Below are 16,216 nucleotides of genomic sequence, written 5' to 3'. Positions count from 1 at the left end.
GGGTCACAGGCCTTTTGAGGCGACGGTGCCCCAGCGCCGACGACGCGGGGTGCCCGAGGTGGCCGTGGCAATGCGGGTTTCGAGATCGGCAATGGCATTCGCCAGTTCAGCGTCCGAGCCATAGGCGATAGTCTTGCCATCATAGCTGACCGAGCGGACGCCTGCGTAGCGTGCCTCCTGCAGCGCGGCCAGAAGCGCGCGCATCCGTTCCAGATCCATCTCAGTCCCTCATGAAGTTCGGTGTGTAGACCCGGCGCTTGCGGCGCGGGGTGGTCGGTGTTCCGGCCTTGGCGGGTTGGGGTGCGTCTGGTTCCGGGGCCGCACTGTCGACGGCAGCCGGGGCGATATGGGGTCGCGTTTCCACACCGGCCTGCTTTTCAAGCCGCCGCCACGTCGCTTCGTCCCAACGATCCGCACCGAGGATCCACGCGGCCGCCCTTGCATAGACCCGGCAATCCAGCGCCTCGTTTCGCTCGCGCATCTTCTGCCATTCGGGGTGGGCATAGCCGCGCTTGTTGCGCACCGTGACCAGCTGTTCGGCCACCAGCTGCTTCAGCCATTCCGTGTCGATCCAATCTGGCAGATGCACGGTGCCGGGCGCATCGCAAACGCCCAAGGTCCGGTCTTCATCCGAAGGCCGCTCCAGGCGCAGGAAACGATAGGTCTCGGTCTTGAAGGTGGCGGTGGCGATTGACCACAGCCGTGCGCCGCGGCGCAGACGTTTGCCGCCGATGGTGGCATCGACAAAGGTTGGTCCCGATACTGGTGTCGCGCGGTTGAACCCTTCCAGGCCCTTGATGGGCGAGACCTGCTCAAAGCCCTGCGCCCGGGCCCAGGCATAGACCGCCGCTGCCTCATAGCCGGTGTCGATCGCCAGTTTGGCGATCACCATCACAGCGCCGTTGGCATGGGTCCAGGTGCGCCCCAAGAGCGCCGTCAGCTTGTCCCAGCAGGCCGGATCGTCAGGACCGCCCGCAATGACGATGTGATCGATCAGCCAGCTTTCCAGCCCGCGTCCCCAGGCCCAAACATCGACCTCGATCCGGTCCTTCTGCACATCGACGCCGGCGGTCAGGAACAGACCACCCTCGGGGATCTGCGCTTCGCTATAAGCTTCGCGACGTTCCGCCAGCCGCTGCCATTCCGGCGCATCGCCAGACTCGACCCATGTCTCGCCGAGCAGCGTGTTGCGCGCCGCGCGCAGCATCTCTTCCGAGCTCTGCGCCGCCAGCCAGTCCCGCGCGATCTGCGCCCAGCTTTTCCAGCCCAGCGGCGAATAGAGTGCCGAGAGGTGGAAGCCGATCGAATGCGGGTCGGCCGCCACGGCAGTGGCCCGCCATTCGCCCCGCTCCAGCATCTGCGTCTTGTGATGCTCGGCAATCGGCTGCTCACAGCCCTCGCAGTGATAGGCGGCCGTCTCAGGTTGCCCTTTGTCCCAGCGCAGGCGCTCGAACTGCAACCACTGCATCGCACCGCAATGCGGACAGGGCACAAAATACCGGCGCTGATCGCTGCACTCATATTCGCGTTCAATCCGCGATAACCCGCGAATGGTCGGGGTGGAGACCATGAACACCTTGCGCCGGTGCGAAAAGGTGGTGGTGCGCGCTTCGGCGAGCGTGATCGGATCACCTTCCTCGTCGGCGGAAGCCGGATAGGCGTCGACCTCATCGAGAAAGATATAGCGCGCGGGCATCGAGCGCAGCCCAGTGGCGGAGTTCGCACCGGTCAGCACCAGAATGCCGCCGGGAAATTCCTTGGACAGCATCGAGTTGCCCGCATCCCGCGACCGCGCCGGGTTCACCCGTTCCCGAAGGGCGGGACTCTCGGCGATCAGCGGGTCCAGTCGCCCGCGCGACGAGCGTTTCGCCATCTCCACCGTCGGCAGCACCGCCAGCATCGGTCCGGGCGCATGGTGGATCACGAAGCCGATCCAGTTATTGCCCGCCTCCGTCGCGCCCACCTGCGCTGCCTTCATGAAGCTGATCCGCTGCGCCGGATGGCGCGGCGATAGGGCATCCATGATCTCGCGCAAGTAAGGCGTGCGCGCGGTGCGGTACTGGCCCGGTTCCGCACTGGCGCGCGACGACAGCTTGCGGTGCTGGTCCGCCCATTCCGATACCGTCAGATCCGGATCGGGCCGTATCCCGCTGCGCCAGGACCGCAGGATGTCCTCAGCCCCGTCAAAGCCGAGATCGAGGTCTGCGGTCAGATCGTCGGTGGCCGTGTCGTCGTTATCCGAGGCTGACCCGGAGATCGGCAAGGGCGTCGAGTTGCGCTCTGACATGGGTTTCCAGCACCCTCTGCAGGATCGCGGCCTCGATAATCACCGGGCGCCCCGGTCGCTCCGGCTCGCCTGATTGTTTCTCCACCTCCGATGCCAGGTCCGCTGCCATCAGCGCCGCGACTCTGCTGGGCCAGGTTACCCAGACGTCGCGTTCCTGCCGCGCGAGGCGAAACACCAGCGTTTCCGCCCGCGCCCGATCCACCAGCGCGCCCTTCTTCTTCTGGATCGCCAGTTGGCGTTCCTGCGCCTGATAGACGGTCAGCGCCGTGCGGGCCTTCAGATAGGACGAGCTGTCGGCCGGGCCGGAAAACCCGGTATCGCTGCCGGTGCTGCGGCGCTGCTGGTCTGGATCGGTCATCTCGGCGCGGCGCACATCGGACGCGGCGGCGTTGATCGATCCGTCGCTGTAGACCGCCAGACGCCCGGCCTTGCGCGCCTTCTGGATCGCCCCGCGCGACAGACCGGAATGGGCCGAGTACTCCCGCTCGCTCATCCCCTCCATGGTGCCGTATGCCCCCGATTAAAGCAATGATGTTGCTTGGTATTCAGTTGATTAGACTTCGGGGAAGAGCGATTCTGATTGCACGAAAACGATGCAACTCACCCCGGAGACCACCCCATGACCACACGCCGCGCCACCGCCCAGACGGACAAGGCTTTGAACGCCTTCATCGCTGCCAAGGCCGAGATCGATACGATGCTGGAGCGCCTGAAAGCCCTCAGCGACGACCACTTCGAAACCAACCCGGACGAGATCAACTGGGGCGACGTCGGCACACTGACCCATTACGCAGGCCTGCTGCGCCAGATCACCGACAGCGCCTTCCACGAGGGCGAACACGCCGAGTGATATTGGCTCGTTCGAACCAGCCCCGCGATTGCGGGGCTTGGCCTCGTAGGAGGCGTCGCATTTCGCGCGCCCGCATCCGGAGCCTGAAATGACCAAACTCAGCGAAACTCAGACCATCATCCTCAGCGCCGGGGCCCAGCGCCCCGACAATATCGCCATGCCGTTGCCGAAAGGGCTGCATGGTGCCGCCGCAAAAAAGGTCGTCACCATGATGATCGGGCGCGGCTGGCTCGAGGAGGTCGACGCCAACCTGCGAAAGGGCGAACCGCTCTGGCGCGAAACCGGCGATGGTCACGGCACCACGCTGGTGGTCGCTGATGCTGGCTTGCTGGCCATCGGGATCGAGCCGGTCGTGGTGCGAACGATGGTGGCCGTCCGCAAGCGAGTTGCCGAAATCCCCGCGCCCAAGCTGCCGACTCCGCGCGCGGGGACCAAACAGGCGATGCTGATTGCCATGCTTCAAGCCCCCGAAGGGGCCACGATGGAGGAGATCATGGTCGCCACCGGCTGGCAGGCCCATACCGCGAGAGGTGCCATGTCGGGGGCCTTGGGCAAGAAACTGGGGCTGGTTGTGACCTCGGCGAAGGAAGATGATCGCGGGCGGGTGTATCGTATCAGCTGAACGTCGTACGCGGTGGAAGATGTCGGTGAGGACCGATCGAAGGCCTCACCGGCGCGATGTGTCATGATCCTGCAGTTCAGCAGACATCCTGAATGCTGCCCGCGCTGCGTCCGTCAACCCGAACCTCGCCACATAATCTGCCAGTGCACCTTCGAGTTGCGCGATGCAGGCCTGCAATCTGGCTCGGTCGTCGTCAGGGGAATTCCCGTCTGCGCCAGTCTTCATCTGCACCTCCCGACACGAGTGGACCCTCACCCTACCTTGCATGCCGTTCGTGGTAAACGGTCATGACAGGCTGGCGTTGGAGCTGATCCGATACGCCCGACGCTGGGCCTCGGTCAGATGATCCAGCACGATCACCGAAGCCTCGGACAACTCAAGATGGGCTGCGGCAAGCACCCGGCCATGGCCTGCGATCAACTCACCGCTCGCCGCCACCAGAGCCGGCACCGTCCATTCGAACTCGGCCATTCTGGCGGCGATCTTCGCCACCTGATTGGCGTCGTGGGTCTTGGCGTTGCGGGCGTAGTGTTTCAGCCTTGCGAGGAGTCAGTGTTCGATCCGCTTCGGTGTGAGAGGCGCGTTCATTCCGCCAGCCTCTCGGCCTTCAGGTCGGCAAAAGTCTCGCCCGTCTCGGCCAACATGGCATTTGCGCCGGTGAATTGTTGCCAGCGCTCTATGGCCACATCGACGTAGGCCGGGTTCAATTCAATCCCCAAGCAGACGCGGCGAGTGGTTTCGGCCGCGATCAACGTGGTGCCGGATCCCATGAAGGGTTCAAACACCGCCTGACCGGGGCTCGAATTGTTCAGGATCGGGCGGCGCATGCATTCGACCGGCTTCTGGGTGCCGTGCACGGTAGTGGTATCCTGATCCTTGCCGGAAATGTGCCAGAGCGTCGTTTGTTTCCGGTCGCCCGCCCAATGTCCCTTGCCGGTCTTCTTTACAGCATACCAGCAGGGTTCGTGCTGCCAGTGATAGTCGCCGCGGCTCAGCACCAGCCGGTCCTTGGCCCAAATGATCTGTGAACGCACGTTGAAGCCAGCCGCGACCAGGCTCTCGGCCACGGTCGCAGCGTGCAGCGCGCCGTGCCAGACATAGGCGACATCGCCGGGAAACAGCTCCCACGCATCGCGCCAGTCGGCCCGGTCGTCATTCAGCACCTTGCCGGTGCGTTTGGTCTTGGCCGCACCGACCTGGTTGCGCCAGCTTGGATCGTACTCCACGCCATAAGGCGGATCGGTCACCATCAGCAGCGGCGTCACGTCGCCGAGCAGCCGCCCGACCACATCGGCCGAGGTGCTGTCACCGCAGATCAGCCGGTGCGATCCAAGCTGCCACAGATCGCCCGGCACCGACACTGGCGTGACAGGCGGTTCGGGAATGTCATCCTCGCCCTCGATGGGCCCGTCGTCGCCCAGCGCGTCCGGATCCCGCAGCAGGGCATCCAGATCCTCGTCGGTGATCCCGAGAAGCGACAGGTCGAAATCCTCAGCCAGCAGCCCCGCGATCTCGTCGCGCAGCATTGCCTCGTCCCATTCGCCCAGTTCGGTCAATTTATTGTCCGCGATGCGGTAAGCCCGGCGTTCTGCCTCGTCGAGATGGCGAAGCCGGATCACCGGCACGTCGGTCACGCCGAGTATCGTGGCCGCCAGCACCCTGCCATGCCCGGCAATCAGTTCACCATCGTCGGCCACCATGCAGGGCACGGTCCAGCCGAACTTCGCCATGCTGGCGGCGATCTTCGCCACCTGGTCGTCGCTGTGCATCTTGGCATTGCGAGCGTAGGGCCGCAGCCGATCAATCGGCCACGTCTCGATCTCGCCTGGCGCGAAGACAAGGTCCATGGGGTGGTTCTCATTTTGGGCAGGGCGGACATGCCGGTGCGCGCGGCCAAGAGTGGCAGCGGCAGAATCGGGATCCGCGAAGTGGAGAATAACGAAAACGCCCAAGAGGAGTTTCCTCCGGGCGCTATTCTTCGATGATCAATAGGTAGGTCAAGGGGGGCAGCTTTGTCAAACGAAAAAGGGACGTGGATTCAACGGCTTCTCAATGGGTGGCTTCCGAAGCCTCGCTTTTGGTTCAGTTGGCTTCCCTGGATTCCACGGGGTGGATTTTACTATTTTTGTCAAGAATCCACCTTGAGAGGATGGTCTATCTCCGTAACTAGCTGTTATATATGCATTTAATCTCAAGCGTATTTCGGGGTGGCTTCCACGTGGATTCCCCGGTGAAGAAGCCAGGCGCTAGCGAAATGCCGCGCTGCGCCCCCCCGTATACGGATCGCGCCCGGGAGGAACCATTGGGAGGGGGACTGCAAGGAATGTGTCCGAGGGTGCAATTCGTTTCATGCAACTAATTTCAGGACTGCAGCAGCTGAATCGCCGGTGAAGACAGCCTTCGTGTTCTCATCGCTGTATTCGCTAAACTTGACCCCCAACTCCTTTGAATTTCTCAACGAAGGATGATATTTTCTCAAATACGGTCGCCTTCTTGGTCTGGAACTTTGGATTAAGGGGGCTCATTTTCGGAAGTATGGCATTTAAATCGGCACCGTTCTCACTCGCAAACTCACGTTTGATCGAAGCTGAAATATAACGTTTTGCAGCGGCAGAATTTAGTTCTTCTGACCTGATAAGCTCCTCCACTTCTTTGCGTTGCTCTGCCTGGGCAAATGAAAAAAATGCGTCGATCACACCGGCCTTGTCATCAATCTGATCGAGGTCAGTCCGGTTGATGAAGTCCACTATCAGACTCTCTTTTGCCCGATTACCGAGACTACCGCGAATGACACGGCGAGCATCTTCAATCAAATCCCCTTTGCTATTCATCTTCTTGTTCTTGTCGAAGATCAGCTCAAGAATGTAGTCGAGGTTGATCTCTTGCGATTTAAGAAGGTCGACCTCAAAAACGACGTCATCCCACTCGATAGTGTTCTGTTCTTGCTCAGCCGACGACCTTTCTCGACGTAGCCAATCGCGAATATCATTGTACGACGATCTATAATCTTGAACCGCTCTCTCTGAGGGTAAGTCTATTGCCTCCAAGCCACAAAGGTCATCATCGTGTAAGTAGTGCTTTTGCTTGAACTCCTGGACTGCATCCGCGTCTTTTTGATCTAGGCCTTGATAGTCCTTCAATGCTGAAAATTCATCGTAGTTACGAAGCACATTTTCTACCCTCAGATACTCACCAAAGAGCTTTGCAAACTCCTTCTTGTCTTCTTCTTTGACGATCTCGTCCGGATTGGGAAAGCGTTCGGTTAGCTCTTTCACAACATCAATGAACCCGCGTCGCGCCGCACCGGTTTCCTGATCAACGAAACCATTCATGTACTCGTCGTAGCTCTTTTCCAGCACAACGTTCTTTGTATTCTTGTCCCCGAACAACGTGATCGCATCAACTGTCGCTTGCCTGCAAAAGCAGGGACCCAGACCCTGCCGCCGGATCATAGATCTTGTTGACGCTGGTTTGGTTGTGCATGGCCAGTTTGGCGATGAGTTTTGATACATGGGTCGGTGTGAAGAACTCGCCGCCTGATTTGCCCGCGTTGGCGGCGTAGTTTGAGATCAGGAACTCATAGGCATCGCCGAAGAGGTCGCCCTCGTTTTTGTCGAATTTCAACGGCAGGCCTGCGACGCCTTTGAGGACTTCCGTCAGACGTTCGTTCTTTTGCTTAACCGTGTTGCCAAGGCGGTTGCTGGTGGTGTCGAAATCAGCAAAGAGGCCAATGATATCCTCTTCGGACGGGTAGCCGCTGGCCGAAGCCTCGATGGCCGAAAAGATCTCCGCTAGGTCGGTGTTCAGGCTGTCGTTCTTACTCGCGGTTTTCACCACGTTTTGAAAGAGTTGGCTGGGATAGATGAAGTACCCTTTGGTCTTGATCGCATCGACTTTGGCTTCATCGGGGATGTCTGCGTCGGCCATGCCTGCATAGTTGATGCTATCGTCACCACCTTCGATGTAGTTGGTGAAGTTCTCGCTGATGAAGCGATAGAATAACGCGCCCAGAACGAACTGCTTGAAGTCCCAGCCATCAACCGCGCCCCGAACTCTGTTGGCAATTTGCCAGATTTCTCTGCGCAGTGCCTCCGCCTGTTGCTGACCCGTCATTTCTGCTCCCCTTCTTGTTTTTGTTCCTGCTCAGCAATCCAGCGGTCGATCTCGCTTTTGCGAAATCGCCATGCGCTTCCCACTTTGAAGCCGGGAACCTTGCCCTCAGATGCAAACCGATATGCCGTCTTCTCAGCTATCTTGAGATATTCCGCGAGCTCTTTCACAGTCAGAATGTCTTGGTTGGGCATTCAGGAATGTCCTCTCTGAAGGATTTGGGTTGAAACTAGAGGACGCCAATTGAACGAGCAAGGGCGGATTTTGCTTCCCGTTCTACATGCGTGTAGCCTGTTGGTGGTAGCCGGAGCATTCACGGCGGTTCGACTGTTCATCTCGCCGTAGGCCGGGCCTGCCACGGCTTTTGCTTAGGCATTGCCGCCGTCACCTCGACCTCCCGCAACATCCCGCCCGCCACTAGCCCATCGCGCACCCAATCCAACGCCTGCCACCAATCCTCATAGCCGCGTCGGGCCGAGGCGATCTGTTCCGGATGCGGCCGCCAGGTCACCGGACAGGCCAGAACTTCGACCGTGCGCCATTTGCCTCGGGTCAGCACCCGTTCGGTGCACACAACCTCCGTCACGGCCCGAATGCCATGCTGATTTTGCCGCGTTTCCACTGGCACACAGCGTGGTACCACGCCAGGCATCCAGTCGGGGGTCAGCCCGGCGCGGGCCAGTTCCGCCATGCGGATGGCCATGCGGATGCCACCGAGGCTGTCGGGCAGCCCGGCAACTGTGGCAGCGATCACCTCGGCGTCGGCGTGGGTGTAGCTGCCCATCTTGTGCTGGCCGCCGTCCACCTTGCAGCCCAGCGCAGCACGCTGCATCAGGACGTATTCGAGCCCAAACCCAAGGCCTTCCTCGACCACATCCTTCGGCGGCGGAAGTTCCAACTGCGCCTTTTCCACCCGGAACGCCCATTCCAGTGCTGCCTGCACGCCCAGCGCGCGTTTCACCTTTGTCCCGCCAGCCCGGTCAATCCGTCCCTGCATGCTCATGGCTGCCATCTTTCAAAGAGAGTCATTTGCGCTGGGCCCTCGGGTCCCTCGCTCGGCCGCCAGATCCACGGGCCTGAGGCCATGGGCAGCTGCGAGAGAGCGCCACGCATGTGCCGCTGCCAGTGGGTGAACTCCGTTGCCGAGCAGGCGCAGAGCGCGTGCCCGATGGGCCAGCCCAACAGCCATCCGACGAAGAGCGGGTTCAGCCGCCGCCGTCCCCGGGCCTTCAGGATCCGCCGCGAGACGGCCCGCCCATGCGAGGCAATCAGAGAAGCCCAGAGCGGGCGCGAGATCGGGGCGTGTGGCGATAATTTCTGCCCATGCGCCGTGATCCCCGGGTCCGGGCGGGTGAAGCCCTGTTCGGCCCGGTAGTGCAGGATATCCATCCGGGATTTGCCATCCGCCCGCGTCACGCTGGTCGGGCTGCTGCCCTTCCAGTTCTGCGCGGCCGGGGTCGGCCATAGGAGTGCTTGGGCCGACAGCTTCGGCTCGCCCCGGCTGTTGATCTTGCCGCGCAGCCGGTCCACCTGATCGTCCGCCACCGGGGTCTGCCATTGCGCCGCCTGCGCTGGCAGGGGCGGGATCCCACCCGCACCGTAGCTCTGACCCGGCCCGCCCTTCGCACCGTCCGTCGCCTTCGGCGTCGACCAGTTGGTGATGCCCCGCGCCAACGCTTCCGCCTTGCGGGTGAAATCGCTGTTCCCCGCCGGATTGTAGCGGTTGGTGCCGGGATGCAGGCTCATCGGTGTGGGCCAGGATGAAGACGCGCAGCCGCTGGTGCGGCGCGCCAACTTCTGCCGCAGAGAACAGACCCGTCGCAGGCGAATAGCCCATGTCCCAAAGCTCTCGCAGTACGGTTTCAAGGCCGAGGGTGACGTGACCGGGGACGTTCTCGAGAAAGACCCATTCGGGACGGCATTCCCCGACAACCCGGGCGACGTCGGGCCAGAGGTGTCGGGGATCGTCGGCACCTCCGCGCTTTCCGGCGGCGCTGAAGGGCTGGCAGGGATATCCGGCGAGGACGGTGTCGAAGGCACCGCGGAAGAGCCGGGCGTCGAAGCTGCGCAGGTCGTCCCAGATCGGTGCCGGGGCGAAATACCCCGCGCGCTGGGCGGCGATGAGCACAGCTCGTGGCCAGTCTTCCCATTCGACAAAGGCGCGGGTGTGATATCCGGGCTCGGCGAGCATGAGGCCCAGATCGAGGCCTCCGCCGCCTGCGCAGAGGGACAATCCGTGCCGGGGACGTGACACCAAGCCATTCACCGCACTCCCCGCTGACGCAGCCTGTCCGCTGTCACCAATCTGCGGGCCAGCATCGCGTCGCACATGGCGTTGCTGATCATGCCGTTGGGGAGGTATTCGTCGGAGTTCACCCTGGCGGCGTAAAACCTCGCCAGTTGCTCTTCGCTGGGTGGAGGGCCCACGTCGCGCTTGCGCTGCCGCCTGGCTTTCCGGCCGCTGGCATGTGCCGCAGCCGCCTGCGCATCGCGCTGGGCGGCGCGCTCCATGAAACGATCCAGCGCCTTGGGCCCATCGGGCGGGTTGGGGTGATCGCAACGGGACTCGGTCGCGACCTCGATGATCCGGTCCTCGGAGAGCCCGAGGTCATCGATCCAGCGGCGAACGTGTATCTGCGCTGGCCAACCCTGCCACCAGCTCGGCAGGGGCCCATTTGCGGCAAAGCCCAGCGCGCCGAGCAGCTCTGCAAAGAACCGATCAAAATCGGCATCGCGCGCAGCCGCGTCCTCCTCCTCCTTTACTGGTTCCCTTAGTGGTTCTCTTACAAGGTTAGTGTCGCAATTTGAGACACGGGAATCGTCATTTTTGAGACATGGGTTTGCGCCAAACTGAGACACGGACCCGTGTTCTGAAACGAGACACCGGTTCGGATCTGTCTCGGATGACAAGCCCTTGTCGATATGAGATTTTTCGGCAAGCGACCCGTGTCTCAAATCCGGGCACGGGGTTCCAACTCCGCCCGCCTCGAAGGGATTGGCTGGATCACGCTCGATTTGACCCGGCCCGCGGGGCGTGAACCCCGACTCAAAGCCCAGAAGATAGCGGGTGGGGCGCTGCTGGCCGGTCTTGGGATCGATGACCCGGATCCGGCGAATGAGTTTGCGCGCTTCCAGCCCATCGAGGTGACGGTTCAGCGTCGCCCGGCTGATCTCGCAATCATGCGCCAGTCGAGCTTGCGAGGGAAAGCAGCCAAAATCCGGGTTGAACCGGTCGCAGAGATGCCAGAGCACGATCTTGGTGGTGGGTTTCAGCCCGCGCTGCTTGATCGCCCAGTTGGTGGCCTCGTGGCTCATGGCGCCGTCCTCCGCGCTGGAAGCTGCACGCGGCTGGTGAACCCGTGATCGGCCAGCGCACCCAGCGCGTCGTCGAGCGAACGCACGAGCGCCCAACCGAAGCCCTGCGCCAGCACGGCATCGCGAAACGCCTCCTGCGAGGGGCGCAATTTGCCCTTGGGCGCCTTCAATTCCAGAAACAGAACGCGACCGTCGCAGAGCACGATCAGGTCGGCAAAACCCGCATGCACGCCCATGCCGACGAGGATCGCCTGGCGTTTCGCGCCGCGGGGGCCAGCTACGGTCACCTCATTGGCGCAGTGATGGATGATGGCCGTGCGCGGCAGGGCAACGCGCAACGCCTGCACGACCGCGCGCTGCAGATCGGCCTCGGGGGTGCCACGCCGCGTCATTACGCGCCCCTCCCATCTTGATCCCGCCGCTGGGCTGATCGGGCTGGCTGCCGTGCGTCGATGACCACCAGCAGAATGCGGGCGTCCTCGCGTTCCAGTTCCGTCTCGCCATGCTGAACGAGCACATTGCAGGCGAGCCGGATCAGGTGGTCGGAATGGTGGACCACATCGGCCAGGACAGCGCGGGCCTCGCGCCGCCGCTCGTCGATCCAGTCCGCGCGGGACGCGTCCCGCGCGTGGCGCACGCGGAAAGAGATGGGCGCGTTCATCGCCGACCTCCTGCCGTTTTGGCACGCGGCATCTCCTGCGCGGCCAGCCAGTCCTCCACCGCGCGGCGCCGATAGAGCACCATGCGCCCCGCCCGCACGCAGGGCGGCCCGACCCGCCGGGCTTCCCATCGCCCGAGGGTGTCGACCGTCACGCCCAGCGCATCGGCCAGACCCTTGCGGCTGATCCAGCCCGACAGCAGGGCTGCGGCGGTCGTCTCCGGTTCAGTCTGTGATTGAATCATCTCTGCCTCCTGTTCGCCGCCCGGGGTGGGCGGACGTCGTCAGACAGCGAGAACAGATCGGCAGGGGTGGCGGGGTGGCGCAGGGTGGCGCTCATTTGCCAGCACCAATGCCACCCCTTGTTTTATTGATAATTTGCGAGGCGGCGATCTGGATCGGAACGAATCAATCAGCAAGTTCAACTGTCAAGAACGGAGTTCGGTTGTGTTCTTGATTTGTTCTGGCGTTCATCCGTAGGGAGAGTCGTTTGGAGAATCACAGCGAAAGGGGGCAGCAGATATGGGTGAGGTTATTTTTGATCCGAGCCTGGTCTTTCCCCGCCCTCTGCCATCGCGGGCTTTGCGCGCGGCTGATGTCCATTCGCTGTCTGCCAGGCCTCAGGCCGCCTCCGTCACGAGCGCGCTGTGTTGGCCAACGCCAAATAGTTAGGAAGGGAGGTGAGGCATGGCATTGCCACCGCGCGTTTATTTTACATTGCACGAAGCCTCGGTCCGCTGGGAATGCTCGCTCGCCGATATTGCTGGCTGGGCGTCGGTCGGTCGGTTTGACATCGTCACGGCCATCGGTGGCTTTCCCAACGGCTTGCAGCCCCTGTCAGGATTCGGGGCTGTATTGGTCACTGACATCCTGCAGATGTTCCGCCGCTGCGGCACGGGTCCAACGACCAGTCGTCTGTGGCGGGTACGGCCGCTCGACCAAGCAGAATGGGTATTGCTGACCAATCATTCCACCGGGATCGAGGTCACGCTGGCGGACCTGCTCATCATGGCCGAGGAGGTTCGCCGTTTCGAGAGGGACTGCGATCTGCTCCGCCGCCCGGCATCGCACATCGGATCGACCGCGCGCTATGACTGGGACGGCATGTATATCTCGCTCATCCGCCGCGTTCATGAATTCGGTGTTCCTGAAACACAGGCCGAGTGGGTCGGGGAAGTGCAGGAATGGTTCGTGCAAAAGTCTGAAAGCGGCGAGGTGCCGGACGAGCGGACGATCCGGCGCAGGCTCACCCCGATCTGGAAATCGCTGCGCGAGACCTGCTGATCATCACCACGCCGACGTGCGGAAGATCATGCCGTCTTCTGCGTCTCGCTGGAATCATGGACCAGTTTCGGCTTGGGCCGGAATGCGACGGCCACCGCATCGACGCCCGCCCGCAGCGGCGAGTCCATCAGATGGGCATACCGCTGTGTCGTCTGCATCTGGCTGTGCCCCAGCAGCTTGCCGATCATTTCCAGCGATGCGCCGCCGCTGACCAGCAGCGAAGCGAAGGTGTGTCGCAGGTCGTGGATCCGGACGTCGGGGATCCCGACCTGCTTCTGGATATTCGCCCAGAAGCGGCGGATTTCCTTCACGGGCTGGCCCGGCACATCGCCCGGAAACAGCAAGGCGCAGCCGCGCGGCACCAGCAGCTGGCGCTGGCGAACGATCGCCGCCGCCTCGTCCGAGATCGGCAGGCGGTGAACCTTGCGCTGCTTGGTCATGCTGGCAGGCTTCGACCAGCTGAGGTGCTCCAGATTGAAATGCTCGAACCGCGCCTGGCGCACCTCTCCCACCCGCGCGCCGGTCAGCATGCACAGCCGGATGATGTCGGCCGCCCGGCGATCCTCAGCCGTCTCCAGCGCCTCGGCCAGCTTGCGAATTTCCTCATGGCTCAAAAAGCGTTCGCGCGGGTTTTCGATCCGGCGGCGAAAGCCGGAAGCTGGATTGTCCTCGCGCCAGCCCCAGCTCACAGCATAGGTAAACATCTTGCGCAGCACTTCGCCCGTGCGGTTTGCGCGCACGGGGGTCGGCTTTGCCCCCTGCAGTTTCCGCGCCCGGTTGTTCGGCTTGGCTTTCGACGGTCGGGCGCGACCGGACGCCACCTTGTTCAGCAGCTTTTCGACATCATAGGGCGTGATTTCCGTTACCAGCCGATTGCCCCAGTCGGGCACCACCAGCTTGGCCAGCATCGATTTCTGATCCGAGGCGTTGGTCGGCGAGAGATGCGGCAGGTGCACCTCGGTATACCGCTCGATCATGTCCTTGATGCGCGGCGCCTCGCGGCCGGTTTCCTTCTGCCCCAGTGGGTCGGCCCCGGCGTCGATCTCGCGCCGCAGTTCCTTCGCCCGTTCCCGTGCTGCTGTTGTCGACCATTCCGGCCAGCGCCCGATGGTCATCCGACGCTGACGCCCGGCATGGCGATAATCGATGGTGAAGGCCCGGTTCCCCGAGCGGTAGATGCAGACCGCGAACCCGCGCACATCGGTATCGAAAATCTGATAATCCCGCCCTGCCGCGGGTTCTGCGTCACGGACGGACTTCTCGTTCAATCGTAAACGGCTGACCATGCAACTCACCCTCCAGTCGTCACCCCATGACGCGTAGATTCGCGCCGCGATCAAGCGAAGCATGCAGACAGGGGTGGCGGGGTGGCGCAGGGTGGCGGTCATGTGATGGCGGCACGCCACCGTGGGGATAAATGCGAAGGGAATAGGTGCGGTGTTACGCAGTAAGAAGGCTATGCCAACCGCTTCGTCCGCGTCGATGTCGGCCCAGCTGTACAACTTGCACGCTCCGCGCATCCATTTTTTTCAATAATCGCTACGGACCGGGTTCCATTCAATGTGATACGGCTGCAGAGAAGGCGGCCGCCGAAAAACACGGTCGGCATTCCTGTCTACGTTATGTGATCCGGGAGACGAGATGAAGCTGGTCGACGAATTAAAGAAATTCATGAATGAAACGGTCAATCTCAACCAGACCCGAATCGTGCTCTTGGAGTCACGGGTTGAGACGATGAAAACCTACCTGTCCGGCTCGGACTGGGGTCCTTCCATCTCCATGTTCCTCGAGCAGGGGTCCTGGGCGCATGATACGATCATCCGTCCTGTCGATGGAGGGGAATTCGACGCAGACCTGCTGGTGAAGGTGAGGCCGGTCGATGGATGGAGCGCTGCCCAATATGTGAAGGAGCTCGGGCGCGTCTTCAGGGAAAGCAGCCGCTATAAGCACAAGGTGCAGGTCTACGACTTCTGCGTCACCATCACCTACGCTGATGAGTGCAAAATTGACATCGCGCCTTTGGTGATGAACCGCGAGGAGCAGGGCAAGCTCGAGGTCTGCGACAAGCGAGAAGATGTGTTTAGAGAGTCTCGGCCCGTAGAATACACAGATTGGATACGGAATAAAAACCGTTACTCTGGCAACAATTCATTCCGAAAGGCGACCCGGCTCATTAAGTATATTCGGGACATCAAGAAGCGATTCAGTTGTCAATCTGTCCTGCTGACCACGCTGATCGGGCACCAAATAGAATGGTGGGACAAAGACACCGGCGCGTTTTCGGACACACCGACGGCGCTGCAGACCGTCATGGCCCGGCTGGACGATTGGTTGCAGGAGCGTCCAGAAAAACCGGAGGTTCCGAACCCGGCACTGAACACTGAGAATTTCGCCGAACTTTGGAATGACACCCAGTACGCTAACTTTCGGAACTTCGTACATAAGTACCGTGGCTGGATTGATGAGGCCATGGCGGCCGTGACCCGTGAAGACAGCATTGCGAAGTGGCGCCGAGTTTTTGGAGACGAGTTCGCCAAGGCGGAATTGGCAAGGAAATCCGAAGCCATGGAGGTTGCGACGGCAAGAACATTCCTTCGCGCCGGTGCGGCGCATCTGGATGGGTTGGTCAAAATAGTGGTCGACTACGGGATCTCCGTTATTCCGGCGGCATTCCGGAATATTCCACATCAGCAGCAACCACGTTGGATCCCAGCAGAACGAATATTCTCAAATGTGGTTATCTCTGCGAGGTATGGCCGGGCGCGCTCAGGCGTGCGGCTGCACCCGGTTCAGAACGGAGAGGCCCTGCCACCGCGCGGCGGTCTCTGGTTCGATGTGCGTATCGAGAAGGTCGCATCGGTGCCGGCCGCCGACTGCTACGTGCGTTGGCGCATCACCAATACCGGAGGGGTTGCAATCGCGCTCAAGAAGGGGAGAGGCGGGTTCTACAGCCCCACCGAAGGGATCCGTCGTTGGGAGCCTCTCGAGTTCAGGGGCGTGCACATGGCGGAGGCGTTCGTCGTCCGGAGATCCGACGACCGTCTCGTCGGCATCAGCCAACCGTTCCATGTTGTCATTCAGTAGGTCGGG

The 16,216-nt window shown here is 61.8% G+C and carries 18 protein-coding genes and 2 pseudogenes; 4 read left to right on the top strand and 16 right to left on the bottom strand.

The window, feature by feature from the left end:
- Positions 1 to 3: 3 nt before the first annotated feature.
- Genes FGD77_RS06480 through FGD77_RS06470 form a run of 3 tightly spaced genes read right to left on the bottom strand, consistent with a single transcriptional unit; the run spans position 4 to position 2,789 of the window.
- Positions 4 to 219, bottom strand: coding sequence for a phage head-tail joining protein (locus FGD77_RS06480; RefSeq protein WP_255007587.1), 216 nt, complete (start codon positions 217 to 219; stop codon positions 4 to 6).
- 1 nt (position 220) lies between these two features.
- A complete protein-coding gene (locus FGD77_RS06475) occupies positions 221 to 2,287 on the bottom strand; it encodes a phage terminase large subunit family protein (RefSeq protein ID WP_255007585.1) in 2,067 nt (688 codons plus the stop codon).
- Entirely contained in the window at positions 2,235 to 2,789 is a 555-nt protein-coding gene (locus FGD77_RS06470; RefSeq protein WP_255007583.1) for a hypothetical protein, read from the bottom strand. The genes FGD77_RS06475 and FGD77_RS06470 overlap by 53 nt, the downstream gene beginning before the upstream one ends.
- 117 nt (positions 2,790 to 2,906) lie before the next feature.
- On the opposite strand from FGD77_RS06470, the gene FGD77_RS06465 reads away from it, so the two are divergent.
- Both FGD77_RS06465 and FGD77_RS06460 read left to right on the top strand, forming a co-directional pair.
- The gene (locus FGD77_RS06465; RefSeq protein WP_255007581.1) at positions 2,907 to 3,137 is read left to right on the top strand and encodes a hypothetical protein; all 231 of its coding nucleotides are present in this window, start codon (positions 2,907 to 2,909) and stop codon (positions 3,135 to 3,137) included.
- Between the two features lie 88 nt (positions 3,138 to 3,225).
- Positions 3,226 to 3,759: a DUF3489 domain-containing protein gene (locus FGD77_RS06460; protein ID WP_255007580.1), complete on the top strand. Its 534-nt coding sequence runs from the start codon at positions 3,226 to 3,228 to the stop codon at positions 3,757 to 3,759.
- 300 nt (positions 3,760 to 4,059) lie between these two features.
- Here the strand turns inward: FGD77_RS06460 and FGD77_RS06455 are convergent.
- The 12 genes and pseudogenes from FGD77_RS06455 to FGD77_RS06400 all read right to left on the bottom strand — a co-directional run.
- Positions 4,060 to 4,296 (bottom strand): annotated as a pseudogene (locus tag FGD77_RS06455) (ParB/Srx family N-terminal domain-containing protein); the annotation flags it as partial.
- A gap of 47 nt (positions 4,297 to 4,343) precedes the next feature.
- On the bottom strand, positions 4,344 to 5,606 hold the full coding sequence (locus FGD77_RS06450; protein WP_255007579.1) for a site-specific DNA-methyltransferase: 1,263 nt from the start codon (positions 5,604 to 5,606) through the stop codon (positions 4,344 to 4,346).
- A 576-nt stretch (positions 5,607 to 6,182) separates the two neighbouring features.
- Entirely contained in the window at positions 6,183 to 7,118 is a 936-nt protein-coding gene (locus FGD77_RS06445) for a hypothetical protein (protein ID WP_255007578.1), read from the bottom strand.
- A gap of 40 nt (positions 7,119 to 7,158) precedes the next feature.
- Positions 7,159 to 7,872, bottom strand: a complete 714-nt coding sequence (locus tag FGD77_RS06440) for a type I restriction-modification system subunit M (protein WP_255007577.1) — start codon at positions 7,870 to 7,872, stop codon at positions 7,159 to 7,161.
- The gene (locus tag FGD77_RS06435) at positions 7,869 to 8,063 is read right to left on the bottom strand and encodes a helix-turn-helix domain-containing protein (RefSeq protein WP_255007576.1); all 195 of its coding nucleotides are present in this window, start codon (positions 8,061 to 8,063) and stop codon (positions 7,869 to 7,871) included. The genes FGD77_RS06440 and FGD77_RS06435 overlap by 4 nt, the downstream gene beginning before the upstream one ends.
- 137 nt (positions 8,064 to 8,200) lie before the next feature.
- A complete protein-coding gene (locus FGD77_RS06430) occupies positions 8,201 to 8,872 on the bottom strand; it encodes a hypothetical protein (protein WP_255007575.1) in 672 nt (223 codons plus the stop codon).
- The gene (locus tag FGD77_RS06425) at positions 8,869 to 9,615 is read right to left on the bottom strand and encodes a DNA methyltransferase (RefSeq protein ID WP_255007573.1); all 747 of its coding nucleotides are present in this window, start codon (positions 9,613 to 9,615) and stop codon (positions 8,869 to 8,871) included. The genes FGD77_RS06430 and FGD77_RS06425 overlap by 4 nt, the downstream gene beginning before the upstream one ends.
- 49 nt (positions 9,616 to 9,664) lie before the next feature.
- A pseudogene (locus FGD77_RS22400) lies at positions 9,665 to 10,060 on the bottom strand (DNA cytosine methyltransferase); the annotation flags it as partial.
- Between the two features lie 71 nt (positions 10,061 to 10,131).
- The gene (locus FGD77_RS06415; RefSeq protein WP_255007568.1) at positions 10,132 to 11,184 is read right to left on the bottom strand and encodes a helix-turn-helix domain-containing protein; all 1,053 of its coding nucleotides are present in this window, start codon (positions 11,182 to 11,184) and stop codon (positions 10,132 to 10,134) included.
- Entirely contained in the window at positions 11,181 to 11,576 is a 396-nt protein-coding gene (locus tag FGD77_RS06410) for a VRR-NUC domain-containing protein (protein ID WP_255007565.1), read from the bottom strand. The genes FGD77_RS06415 and FGD77_RS06410 overlap by 4 nt, the downstream gene beginning before the upstream one ends.
- Positions 11,576 to 11,845 carry a hypothetical protein gene (locus tag FGD77_RS06405; protein WP_255007563.1) on the bottom strand — a complete coding sequence of 90 codons (270 nt, stop codon included), beginning with the start codon at positions 11,843 to 11,845 and terminating at the stop codon, positions 11,576 to 11,578. The genes FGD77_RS06410 and FGD77_RS06405 overlap by 1 nt, the downstream gene beginning before the upstream one ends.
- Complete coding sequence (locus FGD77_RS06400) at positions 11,842 to 12,087, bottom strand: AlpA family transcriptional regulator (RefSeq protein ID WP_255007560.1); 246 nt, start codon at positions 12,085 to 12,087, stop codon at positions 11,842 to 11,844. The genes FGD77_RS06405 and FGD77_RS06400 overlap by 4 nt, the downstream gene beginning before the upstream one ends.
- A gap of 442 nt (positions 12,088 to 12,529) precedes the next feature.
- Here FGD77_RS06400 and FGD77_RS06395 point away from each other — a divergent pair, with 442 nt between their 5' ends.
- Entirely contained in the window at positions 12,530 to 13,126 is a 597-nt protein-coding gene (locus tag FGD77_RS06395) for a hypothetical protein (RefSeq protein ID WP_255007557.1), read from the top strand.
- A gap of 26 nt (positions 13,127 to 13,152) precedes the next feature.
- Here FGD77_RS06395 and FGD77_RS06390 read toward each other — a convergent pair whose 3' ends face one another.
- Positions 13,153 to 14,412, bottom strand: coding sequence for a site-specific integrase (locus FGD77_RS06390; protein ID WP_255007555.1), 1,260 nt, complete (start codon positions 14,410 to 14,412; stop codon positions 13,153 to 13,155).
- Between the two features lie 355 nt (positions 14,413 to 14,767).
- Between FGD77_RS06390 and FGD77_RS06385 the strand changes: the two genes are divergently transcribed.
- Complete coding sequence (locus FGD77_RS06385; RefSeq protein ID WP_255007552.1) at positions 14,768 to 16,210, top strand: cyclic GMP-AMP synthase DncV-like nucleotidyltransferase; 1,443 nt, start codon at positions 14,768 to 14,770, stop codon at positions 16,208 to 16,210.
- Positions 16,211 to 16,216 lie beyond the last annotated feature (6 nt).

Origin of the sequence: Roseovarius sp. M141 (assembly GCF_024355225.1) — a bacterium.
GTDB lineage: Bacteria > Pseudomonadota > Alphaproteobacteria > Rhodobacterales > Rhodobacteraceae > Roseovarius.
The sequence above is the reverse complement of the archived record's forward strand: the minus strand, read 5'-3'. Positions and strand labels throughout refer to the sequence as shown.